This is a genomic window from Vreelandella jeotgali Hwa, assembly GCF_000334215.1.
GTDB lineage: Bacteria > Pseudomonadota > Gammaproteobacteria > Pseudomonadales > Halomonadaceae > Vreelandella > Vreelandella jeotgali.
Genome location: NZ_AMQY01000018.1, coordinates 57,179 through 72,481, shown reverse-complemented (window position 1 = coordinate 72,481; position 15,303 = coordinate 57,179). Strand labels below are relative to the sequence as shown.

Here is a 15,303-nt window from a genome sequence, read left to right as displayed (position 1 = left end):
CACTCCGAGAAGAAGGGGCCGGTGAGAAGGGCTGTTCAGGCGCCGCCGAATAGCTGCTCGTCAATCAGGTCGCACAGACAGTGAATAGCCAGCAGGTGCGTTTCCTGGATACGCGCGGTGGACGTTGCCGGTACGCGGATTTCGCAGTCGTCCTGTTCCAGCAACGAGGCCATGTTGCCGCCGTCGCGACCGGTCAGCGCGACCACCGTCATCTCGCGGTCGTGGGCGGCCTGGATGGCCTGGACGATGTTGCCCGAGTTGCCGCTGGTAGAGATGGCCAGCAGGACGTCACCGGGCTGCCCCAGGGCGCGAATCTGCTTGGAATACACCTCGTTATAGCTGTAATCGTTGGCAATGGACGTCAGCGTCGAGGTGTCGGTTGTGAGCGCCAGCGCCGGCAGGCTGGGGCGCTCGCGTTCAAAGCGGTTCAGCAGTTCGGATGAAAAGTGCTGGCTGTCGCCGGCGCTGCCGCCGTTTCCGCAGGTGAGTATCTTGCCCTCACTGACCAGGCTTTGCACCATCATCTGGCTGGCAACCTCGATAAACGGCGGCAGCACTTCGCTGGCGTAGGTCTTGGTGTCAATGCTGGCATTGAAATGATCAAGTATCCGGGCCTGGAAATCCATGAGACATCCTGTTTGCGTCAACAATGTGTGGGGACGTTGTCCGATTATTCAAATAGCGGCCTGATTCAAAAGGCTGCAAAGGCCGCCTTGACCCATTCAAACGTCAGTGCCGGTGGGGTCCCGACAGCGGCAAGAATATCAAAGCGACAGGGGCATGTGCGCTGTTCCCGCGCCAGGTACGTGCGCGCCGCCCGAATCAGGCGGCGCTGCTTGGGGGCGGTCACGGTTTCCAGCGGATGGCCGTAGCGCGTGGTTTGGCGGTGTTTGACCTCGACAAACACCAGAGTGTCACCGTCCTGCATGACCAGATCCAGCTCGCCGCCTTTGGCGTGGTGATTGCGACCCAACAGCGTGAGTCCCTGCTCTTCCAGCCACTCGGCGGCAAGCCCTTCGACGGCGCTGCCGCGTGCCCGTGCCGTGCGCGGGTCACTCATTATCGGGTTGTGCGTCCGTCATGCCGCTGGAGAGGATGGCCCCTGGCGTGCCGTTGTGGAACTCCGCCCAGGGCAGGTCGCGATAAATACGTCCATCGCGGGTCAGCGAAAGACGCCCGGTGGCACCCTGAAAATCCTGCAGGGAAGCGATATCGGCGAGGCCGGTGCCGATCTCGTAGGCATCCACTCCCATGGCCAGCAGCCGGAACATGGTGGCGTCGGCCTCACCGCGCAAGGCCTGGTAGCTGCTGTAGAAGGGCAGGGCTTCTTCGCCGCCGGCAGCGGCATCGGGAATCTGCCAGGGGATATCAACAAAATCGATGCCGTCGAGATCCTTGTCCAGGCGCGGCTGTTCCCCGCCCTCGTACAGGTGCGAGGTGGCGTAAACCGGCAGCTGGGTCGCGTAATAGTAGTCCAGCAGCGGCGGTACCTGGCGGGCATACTTGGGCACGGCGAGCAGAAACAGGGCGTCCGTGTCGCCGAGGCGAGCACGCTCGCCGCGAACGCTGAGCGCCCGCTGGACCGCGCGAGCAGGGTTGCCGTCGGGGGTGTAGCGTACGGCCCGGGTAACGCGACCGCCCTGTTCCTGAAGAGCCTGAATAAAGGCTTCGCCAACGCGCGCGCCCCAGTCGTTGTCGGGCACCATCACGGCGACCCCGCGGTGGCCATCGTGAAGCGCACGCCCGGCGGCCTGGCGCGCTTCATCTTCCGCTGACAGGCCGTACTGGAAAAGACGCCCGGCCTGGTTGTGGTCGTTTTTGCCGTAGTTGAGCGCCAGCGTCGGCAGGGGGACGCTGTCGCGCTGTTCCAGCCGGGTAACGCGGTCTTTTTGCAGCGGGCCAATTACCACCTGGGCATTCATGGCGTTGGCGCGCTGATACAGCTCGTCGAGCGACGCGCCGGCGGAATCGAAAAACCGCAGCTCGGCGTTGCTGCCGGTTTGCTGGCGATGGGTTTGCATGGCGCTTTTCAGCGTCGCGGCAACGCTGCTCAAGGGGCCCGACTCGGGCAGGAATACCGCAATACGGCTTATCGACTTGCCGTCAATGGCCGGCATTCTGAAGCTTTTGGGATCCGGCTGGTCGAGGGCTTCGCGGGCCCATTGGCGGCGTCGGATCAGCTCCCTTTGCTGGCCGGCCGACATCGCCAACTCGTCATCGAGGATGTCGGTGGCACGCTTGACGGCGCGGGGATGATCCAGGGCGCGAGCCAGCTGCGAATGCAGTACGGCCCAGCGCACGCGGTTGTTGCTGGCCAGTGAATTTTCATCCAGCCCGTCGGTGATGTCGTAAGCGCGCTCGCGGCGCCCCTGGCGGGCAAAAATACGCGCGGCTTCGAGTCGGGTCTGCGCTGCCCGGGCCGCCGACTGATGCTCGGCCTCGCCCAGCAGCTGGCCCGGGTCGCCGGCGGGCGCGCGGTCTACCACCTCCGGCGCTTGTTGCTGAACGCTACACCCGGCGAGTAACAATGCCGCGAACAGAGTCGCCAGCAGGCCACGAAATATTGGTTTCATGTATCCTTTCCTTCATTGGTGTTAACGCCCGGGCATTGCGCGCGGCATCCGGACACGGCTGTGCCTGGTCGTTGAGGCGGCATTGGCCATTCCGATTGCCGGCCTCCACGACGGAGCCGGCCGGATGGCCGTCGCCATGTGGCAACGATCTCGCCCCTTGAAGCTAACAGGAGACAAAATGACACACAGGCGTATGGGTACATTGTACGTGGTTGCCACACCGATTGGGAATCTGGGCGACCTGGGCACACGAGCCGCGGAAATCCTGGGCAGCGTATCGCGCATTGCCGCCGAGGATACGCGTCACAGCAGCCGGCTGCTCGGGCGCCTGGGAATACGCGTACCCATGCTGTCGCTGCACGAACACAATGAAGCGGCACGAGTGACGCAGCTCAGGCAATACCTGGAAGCCGGCGAGGATGTCGCGCTGATCAGCGATGCCGGTACGCCCCTGATCAGCGATCCGGGATTTATTGTGGTGCGCGAGCTGCGCGCTCAGACGTACCCGGTAGTGCCGGTGCCCGGGCCGTCGGCGCTGATTACCGCCTTGAGCGGCGCCGGACTGCCCACCGACCGTTTTCGTTTCGGCGGATTTCTTCCGGCCCGGTCCGGGCCACGCCGACAGGCGCTGGAAGCCTTGCAGGAACGCGACGAAACCCTGGTGTTCTATGAAACCCCGCACCGTATTCGCCATACCCTCGACACGCTCGAAGCGGTAATGCCCGACCGCCATCTGGTGCTGGCCCGGGAGCTGACCAAAACCTTCGAGACGTTTCTCTCCGGCACCCCGGCGGCGCTGAGCGAGCAGCTGCGCGATGACCCCGATCAGGCCCGGGGCGAGTTTGTGGTGATGATCGCCGGTGCTACCCCGCAAGCCGATCACGAGCAGCAAAACCTGTCGGCGGACGCGCTGCTGGCGGCCCTGCTGGCCGAAGGGGTCGGCGTCAAGCAGGGCGCTGCGGTTGCCGCACGGCTGCTGGGAGGGCGTAAACAGGTCTGGTACGCACGGCTTCAGGCGCTCAAGGAGTAGCATGATGATTCATGCCGGTCAGGCGCTCGATGGCGATTGAGGCCGGGAAGGCGCGCTGGTATGCTTGCCCGCGGAGTTGGCCAGACAGCCGCCGCCGCGTTTGCGGGGGAGGAAAGTCCGGGCTCCTCAGGGCAGAGTGCCAGGTAACGCCTGGGCGGCGTGAGCCGACGGAAAGTGCAGCAGAGAGTAAACCGCCTACGCCTTTTCAAGGCCGGCAAGGGTGAAAGGGTGCGGTAAGAGCGCACCGCGCGTCTGGCAACAGTTCGTGGCAAGGTAAACCCCACTCGGAGCAAGACCAAATAGGAACCCGATGGTGTGGCCCGCGCCGGGTTCGGGTAGGTTGCTGGAGCATCAGGGTGACCTGATGCCTAGAGGAATGGCTGTCCATGACAGAACCCGGCTTATCGGCCGACTCCCCCCATCAATATCGGGACGCAGCGGCGTTCCGCGTAACATAGCCGGCTGCCTTTGGCCGGCCGCGCCCGTGTATCCCCGCATCCAGTGCGCTGTTGGTTCATGGGTATCCGTTTGTTGTCCTATGCGTGAGAGTCACATGCCTTTAACCGAAGCGGATCAAACAGCCGCGCGCTTTGGCCACACCAGCGTCCTGCTGGACGGCGCGGTGGATACCCTCGTACATGATCCGAACGGTGTCTACCTGGACGGCACCTTTGGCCGCGGCGGGCACTCCCGCAGCATTTTGCAGCGGCTGGAGGCTGACGGCCGGCTGCTGGCCATGGACCGTGATCCCCAGGCCATGACGGCTGCCGAGGCGATAGCCGATTCCCGCTTTCATGCGGCGCAACAGCCTTTTGCACAGCTCGGTGACTTCGCTCGTGAGCAGGGCGTATACGGCCGGCTTGCCGGCGTGCTGCTGGATATCGGCGTGTCGTCACCGCAGCTGGATGACCCGGAGCGCGGCTTCAGTTTCATGCGCGATGGCCCCCTGGATATGCGCATGGACCCGACGCAGGGGCAAAGCGCAGCCGAATTTCTCGCCCGCGCCGGAGAAGCCGAGATTGCCCGGGTTTTCAAGACCTACGGTGAAGAACGCTTTGCCAAACGCCTGGCTCGCGCCGTGGTAACCCGGCGCAAGGAGGCGCCGTTTACCCGCACGGTGGACCTGGCCGAGGTTCTGAAGGAAGCGCACCCTGCCTGGGAAAAGGGCCGGCATCCGGCCACCCGTGCATTCCAGGGGCTGCGGATCTATCTCAACGGCGAGCTGGAGCAGCTCGACGCCGCGCTCGACGCCGCGCTTGAAGCCCTGGCGCCCGGCGGCCACCTGGTGGTGATCAGCTTTCATTCCCTGGAAGATCGTCGCGTCAAGCGCTTTATTCGCCACCACGTTCGCGGCGATACCCATGTGCCCCGGGGGCTGCCGTTACGCGATGACCAGCTGAACCGCCGCCTGGAAACGCTGGGCAAGGCGCAAAAGGCCGGCGATGGTGAGGTGGCCGACAACCCCCGCGCGCGCAGCGCCGTGATGCGGGCCGCGCGCAAGTTGGGGGCGTAATGGCCGGCAATGCCGTTCCCCGGCAAACAAAAAAGGGGGTGCGCCAGTGGCTCGCCATTGCCGAGCGGCCCCGCTCGCTGCGTGTCTGCCTGCGACCCTGGCCGCTGACCATCGGTTTGCTGCTGCTGGCCTGCCTGGCGAGCGGCATGGGCATTGTGGTTACCACCCACCTAACGCGCGTGCAGTACGCCGAGCTGCAAACCCTGGAGCGCGAAGGCAATCAGCTGCACACCGAGTGGGGGCAGCTGCTGCTGGAAGACGGCGCCTGGTCAACGCCGGCGCGGATTGAACGAATTGCCACGGAGCGCCTGCGCATGCGTATTCCCGATGTTCATGACGTTGAGGTGATTGAACCGTGAGCAATCGGCGTCGTGAAGGGCCGTCCACCTCGTCAAGTGTTGCGCCGCCGTTGGGGCGGGGACGCTTCCGCTTCATGATGGGGATGATGCTCCTCGTGGCTGCGGTGCTGATTGGGCGAATTACCCTGCTGCAGGTTATCGACCGTCCTTTTCTGCAAAGTCAGGGCGATGCCCGCACCCTGCGGCATGAAACTATTCCCGCCCATCGCGGCATGATCACCGATCGCCACGGCGAGCCGCTGGCGATTTCCACCCCCGTCGTAACGCTCTGGGCCAACCCCGGCAAGTTGCCCGCTGATCCGGTCAGCCGAGTCGTGCTGTCCCAGGCGCTGGGCATGAGCCTGCTGACATTCGACAGCCGGGTGGCGCGCTATAGTGACCACGAATTCATGTATCTGCGACGGCGATTAACGCCGCGGGCAGCACAAAAGGTGCTGGACATGCAGATGGCCGGCGTGCATTCCCGCCGGGAATACAAGCGTTACTATCCCGCCGGCGAGGTGGCCGCCCAGCTGGTGGGCGTCACCAACGTCGACGACAAGGGGCAGGAAGGTCTCGAACTGGCCTATCAGTCCTACCTGGCGGGCCAGCCGGGTGAGCGTCAAATTCTTCAGGATCGTCGTGGCCGGCTGGTGCGCGAGCTGGACGTCATGCGCGAGGCCCGGCCCGGAGGCGATCTGACCCTGTCGATCGACCAGCGTCTGCAGTACATGGCCTACCGCGAGCTGCGCGAAGCAGTGGAAGACAACAACGCCGAAGGCGGCGTGCTGGTGATGCTCGACGCCCGCACCGGCGAAGTGCTGGCGATGGTCAACCTGCCATCCTACAACCCCAATAATCGCGCCGGGCTGGACCCGCGAGGGCTACGCAATCAGGCGCTGGTGGACGTTTTCGAGCCGGGTTCGGTGGTCAAGCCGCTGGCGATGTCAACCGTACTGGAACGCGAGCGCTTCACGCCCGACACGGTAATTGATACCGCGCCGGGCTGGATGCGTATCGACGGTTATACCATTCGCGATTTTCGCAATTACGGTAAGCTCAGCCTCACCAATGTGCTGGTCAAGTCGTCCAATATCGGCATGTCGCGGTTGGCGCTGAAACTCGATGACAGCGCCATCCGGGAGCGCTATAACGCCCTGGGGTTTGCCCGCAATCCGGGCACCGGCTTCCCCGGCGAGGCGAGCGGCAGCCTGCCCGATATGCTGGATTTTTCCCGCAGCGAGCGCGCCTCGCTGGCGTATGGCTACGGGCTGTCGGTGTCGGCCGTCCAGCTGGCCAGCGCGTACACCGCGATCGCGCATCAGGGCCGGCGTTTGCCGCCCTCGCTGTTAAAGCGCGATGACCCGCCGCCGGGCGAGCCGGTCATGGAACCCGAGGTGGCCAGCCAGCTGCTGGGCATGCTCGAGAAAGTGGTCGGGCCCAATGCCGGCGGACGCCGGGCACGGGTGGAAGGCTACCGCGTGGCGGGCAAGACCGGTACCGTACGCAAGACCGGCGCCCAGGGTTACGACAAGGATGCCTATCGCAGCGTGTTTGTCGGCATTGCGCCGGCCTCCGATCCGCGTATCGTGACGTCCGTGATGCTTGATCATCCCCAGGCCGGCGAGTTTTACGGTGGCGCCGTCGCCGCGCCGGTCTTTTCGGATGTGGCCGGCAATGCCCTGCGCCTGCTGGACGTGCCGCCCGACGCTCGGGATGCCGATTGATCCCGCCGCTGCCCCGGGCTTTGCAGGGTATGGCGCTTTTCAGACTGAACGCTTTGGGGGTTAAAATCCTCGCAGGTTGAAGGCTTTACCGAATCGGTGCTGTCGAAAGAGCAAAGCCGGGGAACAGGAAAGCCGAAGAACACCAGCGGATGGATGAAAAGTGGGTGGATCACAGTGGTTGGATAACGGTGGTTGGAAAACAGTTAAAGGATAAAAGTTGAAGGAGAAGAACAGTTGAAGGGGAACGCATGACACTGACGGCTAGCGATGTCATCAAGGCTCTGGAGCAGGTGTGGCCCACGTCGACCCTGCCGGCAGAGCTGCCCGCATTACCCGACGCCATCCGCCTGGTCAGCGACTCCCGGGAAGTGGTCGACGGCGATATTTTTGTGGCCGTGCCCGGCAGCCAGGCGGACGGGCGCGACTTTATCGACTTGGCGCTCGAGGCCGGCGCCGCCCTGGTGCTCAAGCACGCGCGCGACGGCGACATCCGCCTCGACGGGCGCGTGCTGACCATGCCCTATCTGGCGCTGAGGCTGGGAGAACTGGGCCAGATGCTGTTTGCCGTGCCCGATGAGCTGGAGGTCATGGCGGTGACCGGCACCAACGGCAAAAGCTCGGTAACCCACTATATCGCCGATCTCAGCGAGCAGCTGGAAACGCCCGCCGGCGTGGTCGGCACTCTGGGCATCGGCCGTGCCGGCGCGCTCGCCGATGCCGGACTGACCACGCCGGGGCCGCTGGCGCTACAGGCAACGCTGGGCAATATGGCCCGCCAGGGGTTCAAGCGCGTGGCGCTGGAGGCATCGTCCCATGCGCTGGATCAGCAGCGGCTGGAGGCAGTCAACGTCACTGCCGGGGTGTTTACCAATCTGACCCGTGATCACCTGGATTATCACGGCAGCATGACCGCCTACGCCGCCGCCAAGGCCAAGCTGTTTCGTCGCCGCGAGCTCTCCCTGGCGGTGGTCAACGGCGACGACCCGCTGGCGCGGCTGATGCTTTCCGGCTGCCATGACAGCACCCGGGTGCTCGCCGTCGGTGAGGACGAGGCGGTAACGCTGCGGGTGCTCGAATGGAACCCGCATGCCAGCGGGCAGCAGGCGCTGATTGCCACGCCCGATGCGGAAAAGGCGCTGTCGCTCAACCTGATGGGGCGTTTCAACCTGGATAACGTGCTGCTGGCCATGGCCACCCTGTACGGCATGGGCGAGCCGATTGATGCGCTGGTCGAGGCCGCCGGGCGTATTCGTCCGGTGCCGGGGCGTATGGAACTGCACCGGGAAGCGGGAGCGCCGAGCGTTGTCGTGGACTACGCGCACACGCCCAACGCACTGGAAAATGCGCTGCTGGCATTGCGTGCCCACCTGGGCAGCGCCGGCCGGCTGTGGTGTGTCTTTGGTTGCGGCGGCGACCGTGATAGCGGCAAACGGACGGGAATGGCCAGCGCCGCCCAGGCGCAGGCCGACCGCTGCGTGGTGACCGATGACAATCCGCGTACGGAAGCGCCGGACAGCATACGGCAGGACATCCTGGCCGGGTTTGAAGACTCGGCCGATGTGGAAGAAATCGGCGATCGTCGTCGAGCCATTGCCGAGGTCATTGCTCGCGCCGGCGCCGAGGATGTGATTCTGGTTGCCGGCAAGGGACATGAGGCCTATCAGGAAATCAACGATGTGCGCCATCCCTACCGCGACAGCGATGAAGTTCGCCAGGCCATGCTCGCGCGGAGTGCCACATGACGCCCATGACGCTGGACAGCGTGGCTGCCGCTACCGGCGCTCGGCACGAGGGTGCCGGGGCAGGGCCAGCGCTTGCCGGCGTCGTGACCGATACTCGCTCCATCGTACCGGGGTGCCTGTTTGTGGCGCTTGTCGGTGAGCGTTTTGACGGCCACGACTTCGTGGTTGAGGCGCAGCGCCGGGGAGCGGCAGCCGTTCTGGTAGAGCGCCCCTGCGCCGGGACGCTGCCCACGCTGACCTGCTCGGATACCCGGCTGGCGCTGGGGCTGTTGGCGCGGCACTGGCGGCATCACTTTACCGCACCGCTGGTGGGCGTCACCGGCAACAGCGGTAAAACGACGGTCAAGGAGCTGGTTGCGGCGCTGCTGGCGCCGCTCGGGCCGGTCCATGCCACCCGGGGCAACCTCAACAATGCCATCGGCGCGCCGCTGACGCTGCTGGCGCTGGAAAGCCGTCACCGGGCGGCGGTGGTCGAGCTGGGTGCCAGCCATTGTGGTGAAATTGCCTGGACGACGCGGCTCGCCGTGCCGCGTGTGGCGGTGATTACCAATGTGACGGGTGCCCACGTCGGTGAGTTTGGCGGCTTGGGCCATATCGCCCAGGCCAAGAGTGAAATCCTTCAGGGCTTACCCGCCGACGGCGTGGCGGTTCTCAACCGTGACGACGTATATTTTGCCTTCTGGGCCGCGTGCGCTGAGCCGCGCAGGGTCATGAGCTTCGGCCTCCACCCCGAGGCCGATGTAGGCGCTCGGGCGCTTTCCTGCGATGCCCGGGGGCGTTATGCTTTCACGCTGACGGTCAACGGCGAAGCGGCGGGGCAGGTCCGTCTCGGGCTGGCCGGAGAGCATAACGTCAGCAATGCGCTGGCGGCCGCAGCGGCGGCGCTGAGTCTGGGCATGAGCGCCTCCGACGTGGTGGACGGGCTCTGCTGCGCCGAGTCGCTCGCCGGGCGCCTGGCCGTACTGCCCGGGGTGCGCGATGGCACCCTGCTGGACGATTCCTACAACGCCAACCCCGGTGCGGTGAAAGCGGCACTGGATACGCTGGCGCGTTTCCCGGCGCCACGCTGGTGCGTCCTGGGGGCGATGGGGGAACTGGGCGAGGCGTCCGACCGGCTGCATGCCGATGTCGGCCGACACGCCGCCGACTTGGGGCTGGACGCGCTCTATACCCTGGGCGAGGCTACCCGGCCCGCAAGCGCGGCGTTTGGCGACGGTCTCCATTTCAACGATTACGCCGCGCTGGAAGCGCATTTGCAGGACGCGTTGCCCAACGGCACCAGCCTGCTGGTCAAGGGCTCTCGAAGCGCGGGCATGGAGCGTCTGGTTGCCGCCCTGCGCACGGATCAATCATAAGGTAAGCGCCGTTCATGTTACTTCATCTGGCAAACCTTCTGGCGCAGTATCAAAGCGCCTTCCAGGTATTCAACTATTTGACCCTGCGTGTGATTCTGGCGGCGCTGACGGCGCTGCTGCTGTGTTTGTGGCTGGGGCCCTGGGTCATTCGCCGGCTGGTGGAAGGCCAGATCGGCCAGGCCGTACGCGATGACGGTCCGCAGTCGCACCTGTCCAAGGCGGGTACGCCCACCATGGGGGGCGTGATGGTGCTGATGGCCGTGGCCATCAGTACCCTGGTCTGGGGAGATTTGACCAATCACTACGTCTGGGTGGTGTTGGCTGTCACGCTGGGCTTCGGCGCCATTGGCTGGATAGACGACTATCGCAAGGTCGTGGAAAAGAACCCGCGCGGACTGCCGGCCAAATGGAAATACTTCTGGCAGTCGGCCATCGGCCTGGGGGCAGCGGGCCTGCTGTATGCCACGGCCGCCGGGCCGGTGGAAACCAGCCTGCTGATTCCCATGGTCAAGGGCGTGATGCTGCCGCTGGGGGTGTTTTTCATCGTGCTCAGCTATCTGGTTATCGTGGGCAGCTCCAACGCCGTCAATCTGACCGACGGGCTGGACGGTCTGGCCATCATGCCCACCGTGCTGGTGGCCATGGGGCTGGCGGTATTTGCCTACGCCAGCGGCAATGTGGTCTTTGCCGAGTATCTGCATATTCCGCTGATTGCGGGCACCGGCGAGCTGGCGGTATTCTGCGCCACTATTGCCGGGGCCGGGCTGGGGTTTCTGTGGTTCAACACCTACCCCGCCCAGGTGTTCATGGGGGATGTGGGCTCGCTGGCGCTGGGGGCGGCGCTGGGCATCGTCGCCGTTATCGTGCGCCAGGAGATCGTGCTGTTCATCATGGGCGGCATCTTTGTCGCCGAAACGCTATCGGTCATTCTTCAGGTGGGCTCCTATAAGCTGACCGGCCGGCGCGTCTTCCGCATGGCGCCGCTGCACCACCATTTCGAGCTGAAAGGCTGGCCGGAGCCTCGGGTCATCGTGCGCTTCTGGATCATTACCGTGGTGCTGGTGCTGTTGGGGCTGGCCACGCTGAAAGTCCGTTAACGGGAGCCTGTGATGATGCGTGTCGCGAACGGCCATACCCTGGTGGTCGGGCTGGGGATTTCCGGCTGTGCCATTGCCCGCCACCTGGCGCGCGAGGGGGTGGCGTTCACGATGGCGGATACCCGTGATGCGCCGCCGGGGCTGGACGCCTTTCGCCGGGCGCACCCCGGCGTCGCGGTTCACACGGGCGCGCTTGCGCGGCTGGACATGAGCGCGGCGGCAGAGGTGGTGCTCAGCCCCGGCGTGGATCCCGATACACCGGGGCTTGAAGCGCTCGCCGGGCCGCACAGCGGCCAAACCGGCGGTCCGCGCCTGGTCGGTGAAACAGCGCTTTTCTGCCGGGCGGTCCGCGCGCCGGTAGCGGCGATCACCGGTTCCAATGCCAAGTCCACGATCACCACGCTGCTGGGCGAGATGGCGGCGGAAGCCGGCGTCAGGGTCGCGGTAGGCGGCAACCTCGGCACCCCCGCGCTTGATCTGCTGGAAACCGTACCCGATGCCGACCTCTACGTGCTGGAGCTGTCGAGCTTTCAGCTGGAAACCACGCCGGCGCTGGGCGCCGAGTGCGCGGCCTTTGTCAATTTCAGCGAAGATCACCTGGACCGCCACGGCGATATGGACGGCTACCTGGCGGCCAAACAGCGCATTTTTCAGGGGGCACGTCGGGCGGTCGTCAACGCCGACGACCCGGCCACCTGGCCGACAGCGGACACTGCCGTGCCGGCTTCGCGGGTGGTGTCGTTTACCACCCGGCCGCCGGCCGGCGCCGACTGGGGGCTGGCCGAGCATGACGGTCGCACCTGGCTGATGCAGGGGGCGACCCCCTGGCTGGCTGCCGACGAGCTGCAGATGGCCGGTCGCCACCATCAGCAGAATGCCCTGGCGGCGCTGGCCATGGGGCAGGTTCTGGGGCTGGATGCCGCTGCCATGTGTACCGTGCTGCGGCGTTTTACCGGGCTGGCCCACCGCAGCGAAACCGTGGCGCACAGCGACGGCGTGCTGTGGGTCAACGACTCCAAGGGCACCAACGTGGGTGCCACCCTCGCCGCTGTCAACGGGCTCGGCCCGACGCTTGAGGGCAGGATTGTCCTGGTCGCCGGCGGCGTCGGCAAGGGCGCCGATTTTCTCCCGCTGGTAGCGCCCCTCGATACCTACGCGCGCGTGGTCATGCTGTTTGGCGAAGACGCCGAACGTATGGCGCAAACGCTGGGCGACCGCGTGCCGGTGCAGCGTTTTACGCATCTTGCCGAGGCCACGGAAGCGGCCGCAGCCATCGCTCGGAGCGGCGATGCGGTGCTGCTGTCGCCGGCCTGTGCCAGCCTTGATCAGTTTGCGGACTATCGCGCCCGGGGCGAGGCGTTTTGTCGGCAGGTCACCGCCCTGGCCGGCCAGCCGGCGGGGGAGGCTGCCCCATGACGCGCCTACGCGCCAAACTCTCGACGCAGGGGCTGCCCTGCGATATCTGGCTGCTGCTGGCCGCGCTGCTGCTCGCCGGCATTGGTTGGGTTATGGTCAGTTCGGCGTCCGTGGGGCTCACGGACGACAGCTATCACTACGCGGTGCGCCACGGCGTCTTTCTGCTGCTGGCGATTGCGGCCGGGGCGGTAGCGCTGAGCCTGCCGCTGGAGATGTGGCGGCAGAATGCCGGATTTATTCTGGTGCTGAGCCTGCTGCTGCTGGCAGGCGTGCTGCTGTTCGGCCAGGAAATCAACGGCAGCAAGCGCTGGATTGCTCTGCCCGGGCCGCTGCCCAGCCTCCAGGTATCCGAGGTGGGCAAGCTGGGCCTGGTCTTTTACATGGCGGCCTTCATGGCTCGCTTTCCGCTGGTGTTGCGCACGCGGCTGTTTGCCATGCTGCGGCCGCTGATGGTGCTCGTCATCCCCGCCGGGCTGTTGTTCTGCGCGCCGGATTTTGGCGGCATGGTGGTCTATACGGTTTGCGTGGTCGGCATGCTGATGATGGCTGGCGCCTCGCTGCTGGTGCTGATCAGTACCGGGGCGCTGCTGGGCGTGGGCGCGACCCTGATGGTAGCGCTGGAGCCTTACCGCCTGGCACGCTGGACCAGCTTTCTGGACCCCTGGGCCGACCAGTTTGCCACCGGCTACCAGCTGACCCAGGCGCTGATCGCCTTTGGCCGTGGCCATGTGACCGGCACCGGCCTGGGCAATAGCGTCCAGAAGCTGCATTTTCTCCCCGAAGCGCACACCGACTTCATTTTTGCCGTGATTGCGGAAGAACTGGGCATGATCGGCGCGATTGCGCTGGTGTTACTGTTTACCCTGTTTATCGTTCGCGCCATGCTGATCGCCCGCCGGGCAGAGCTGGCCGGCCAGCTGTTTGCCGCCTATATGAGTTATGGCATCAGCTTTATCATGGCGGCCCAGGCATTTATCAACATTGCCGTGAGCTCGGGGCTGCTACCGACCAAGGGGTTGACGCTGCCGCTGGTCAGCTATGGCGGCTCAAGCCTGGTGGTCACCGGCGTCATGATCGGACTGCTACTGCGTGCCGACCGCGAAACCCGGCGTCATTCGCGCTCGCCCAGGCCACCTTCGTCAAGGGCCTCTTCGCCCAGAGCATCCGGCGCGCGCTGAACCGCGCCTTGTCCGGTGACTCTGCCTGGACCGCTCGGCACAGGGAAACACTGTTCAGGGAAACACAGTTGAAGGGCCCTGAGTTGAAAGCCGAAAAAGCCGAAGCAGTGACAGAATCAAGAGTTGAAGGATTCAGGGAGTAAAGGCGTCAGGGGTAAAAGGTGTCAGGGATAGAAGCTGTCAGGGATAGAAGGATCCAAGGGTTACAAGGACTAAAAGGTGATAAGGAAACATGGCGTGACACAGACGAAGCCACAATGCGTCCTGATCATGGCCGGCGGTACCGGCGGCCATGTGATTCCCGCGCTGTCGTTGGCCCGGGCGCTTGAGGCGCAGGGCATTGCCGTTGAGTGGCTGGGCAGCCCCCGGGGCATTGAAAACCGCCTGGTGCCCGAGGCCGGCTTTCCCCTCAACCAGGTGCGTATCAGCGGACTGCGCGGCAACGGCCTGGCAGGCTGGCTCAAGGCGCCTGTCAACCTTGTTCGGGCCGTATGGCAGGCGCGCCGGACGCTACGTCGCTGCCGGCCTCAAGTGGTGGTCGGCCTGGGCGGGTTTGCCAGCGGGCCAGGCGGGTTGGCGGCCTGGCTGATGGGCATTCCCCTGGTGGTTCACGAGCAGAATGCGGTCGCCGGCCTGACCAACCGTGTGCTGTCGCGCCTGGCCCGGCGATGCTTTGCCGCCTTTCCCGGCGCGCTGGGGGAGCGAGCCGAGGTAATCGGCAACCCGGTACGCGCCGATATTGCCGCCATGGGACGTCGGCCGCGCCAGGCCGCCGAGATGCAGGATCGACGCCTGCGCTTGCTGGTGGTGGGCGGCTCGCTGGGAGCCGTGGCGCTCAACGAGCAGCTGCCCGCAGCGCTGGGCGCGCTGGATGACAGCGTGCGCCCGGCCGTGTGGCACCAGGCCGGCAGGGACCGCGAGGAGGCAACCCGCGAGGCGTACCATCAAGGCCGCTTTGATGATGTGCGCATCAGCGCCTTTATTGACGACATGGCCGAGGCCTACGACTGGGCCGACCTGGTGGTGTGTCGCGCCGGTGCATTGACCGTGTCCGAGCTGGCCGCCGCGGCCAAACCGTCTCTGCTGGTACCGTTTCCCCACGCGGTGGACGACCACCAGGCCGTCAATGCCCGCATGCTGGTGGAGGTGGGAGCGGCGCGCTGCATGCGTCAGCAAACCCTGAGTCAGGCGCGTCTCGCAGAGGCGCTGAGCGAGTTGTTATCCCCCGATGTGCTGGCCGGTATGGCCGCCAGGTCACGCCAGGCCGCGCATCTCGACGCGACCGGGCAGCTGTTACAAGGCTGTCTGGCCGCTGCCCGCAAGGAGTAAGGTGC

The 15,303-nt window shown here is 65.4% G+C and carries 13 protein-coding genes and 1 other RNA gene; 11 read left to right on the top strand and 3 right to left on the bottom strand.

Annotation, left to right across the window (positions count from 1 at the left end; translation table 11 throughout):
* Window positions 1-35: 35 nt before the first annotated feature.
* The 3 genes from C793_RS0109070 to C793_RS0109060 form a co-directional block, all read right to left on the bottom strand.
* The gene (locus C793_RS0109070) at window positions 36-626 is read right to left on the bottom strand and encodes a phosphoheptose isomerase (protein ID WP_017430625.1); all 591 of its coding nucleotides are present in this window, start codon (window positions 624-626) and stop codon (window positions 36-38) included.
* 65 nt (window positions 627-691) lie between these two features.
* A complete protein-coding gene (locus C793_RS0109065) occupies window positions 692-1,060 on the bottom strand; it encodes a YraN family protein (RefSeq protein WP_017430624.1) in 369 nt (122 codons plus the stop codon).
* Window positions 1,053-2,573, bottom strand: a complete 1,521-nt coding sequence (locus tag C793_RS0109060; protein ID WP_017430623.1) for a penicillin-binding protein activator — start codon at window positions 2,571-2,573, stop codon at window positions 1,053-1,055. Before C793_RS0109060 ends, C793_RS0109065 begins: the two co-directional genes overlap by 8 nt.
* 178 nt (window positions 2,574-2,751) lie before the next feature.
* On the opposite strand from C793_RS0109060, the gene rsmI reads away from it, so the two are divergent.
* From rsmI to murG, 11 genes are all read left to right on the top strand, one after another.
* Entirely contained in the window at window positions 2,752-3,603 is an 852-nt protein-coding gene (rsmI, locus tag C793_RS0109055; protein ID WP_026106209.1) for a 16S rRNA (cytidine(1402)-2'-O)-methyltransferase, read from the top strand.
* Window positions 3,604-3,675: 72 nt separating this feature from the next.
* Window positions 3,676-4,023, top strand: an RNA gene (gene rnpB / locus C793_RS14075) — RNase P RNA component class A.
* Between the two features lie 133 nt (window positions 4,024-4,156).
* Window positions 4,157-5,116 carry a 16S rRNA (cytosine(1402)-N(4))-methyltransferase RsmH gene (gene rsmH, locus C793_RS0109050; protein ID WP_017430621.1) on the top strand — a complete coding sequence of 320 codons (960 nt, stop codon included), beginning with the start codon at window positions 4,157-4,159 and terminating at the stop codon, window positions 5,114-5,116.
* A complete protein-coding gene (gene ftsL / locus C793_RS0109045; protein ID WP_017430620.1) occupies window positions 5,116-5,475 on the top strand; it encodes a cell division protein FtsL in 360 nt (119 codons plus the stop codon). The genes rsmH and ftsL overlap by 1 nt, the downstream gene beginning before the upstream one ends.
* Window positions 5,472-7,181 (top strand): penicillin-binding transpeptidase domain-containing protein, encoded by a 1,710-nt coding sequence (locus C793_RS0109040; RefSeq protein ID WP_026106207.1) that lies wholly within the window; start codon window positions 5,472-5,474, stop codon window positions 7,179-7,181. The genes ftsL and C793_RS0109040 overlap by 4 nt, the downstream gene beginning before the upstream one ends.
* A 248-nt stretch (window positions 7,182-7,429) precedes the next feature.
* Window positions 7,430-8,923 carry a UDP-N-acetylmuramoyl-L-alanyl-D-glutamate--2,6-diaminopimelate ligase gene (locus tag C793_RS0109035; protein ID WP_017430618.1) on the top strand — a complete coding sequence of 498 codons (1,494 nt, stop codon included), beginning with the start codon at window positions 7,430-7,432 and terminating at the stop codon, window positions 8,921-8,923.
* A complete protein-coding gene (locus C793_RS0109030; protein WP_017430617.1) occupies window positions 8,920-10,278 on the top strand; it encodes a UDP-N-acetylmuramoyl-tripeptide--D-alanyl-D-alanine ligase in 1,359 nt (452 codons plus the stop codon). Before C793_RS0109035 ends, C793_RS0109030 begins: the two co-directional genes overlap by 4 nt.
* A 14-nt stretch (window positions 10,279-10,292) precedes the next feature.
* A complete protein-coding gene (gene mraY, locus C793_RS0109025) occupies window positions 10,293-11,375 on the top strand; it encodes a phospho-N-acetylmuramoyl-pentapeptide-transferase (protein ID WP_017430616.1) in 1,083 nt (360 codons plus the stop codon).
* A gap of 12 nt (window positions 11,376-11,387) precedes the next feature.
* On the top strand, window positions 11,388-12,791 hold the full coding sequence (gene murD, locus C793_RS0109020) for a UDP-N-acetylmuramoyl-L-alanine--D-glutamate ligase (RefSeq protein WP_017430615.1): 1,404 nt from the start codon (window positions 11,388-11,390) through the stop codon (window positions 12,789-12,791).
* Window positions 12,788-13,969 carry a putative lipid II flippase FtsW gene (ftsW, locus tag C793_RS0109015; RefSeq protein WP_017430614.1) on the top strand — a complete coding sequence of 394 codons (1,182 nt, stop codon included), beginning with the start codon at window positions 12,788-12,790 and terminating at the stop codon, window positions 13,967-13,969. Before murD ends, ftsW begins: the two co-directional genes overlap by 4 nt.
* Window positions 13,970-14,206: 237 nt before the next feature.
* The gene (gene murG / locus C793_RS0109010) at window positions 14,207-15,298 is read left to right on the top strand and encodes an undecaprenyldiphospho-muramoylpentapeptide beta-N-acetylglucosaminyltransferase (RefSeq protein ID WP_083871915.1); all 1,092 of its coding nucleotides are present in this window, start codon (window positions 14,207-14,209) and stop codon (window positions 15,296-15,298) included.
* Window positions 15,299-15,303: the final 5 nt, after the last annotated feature.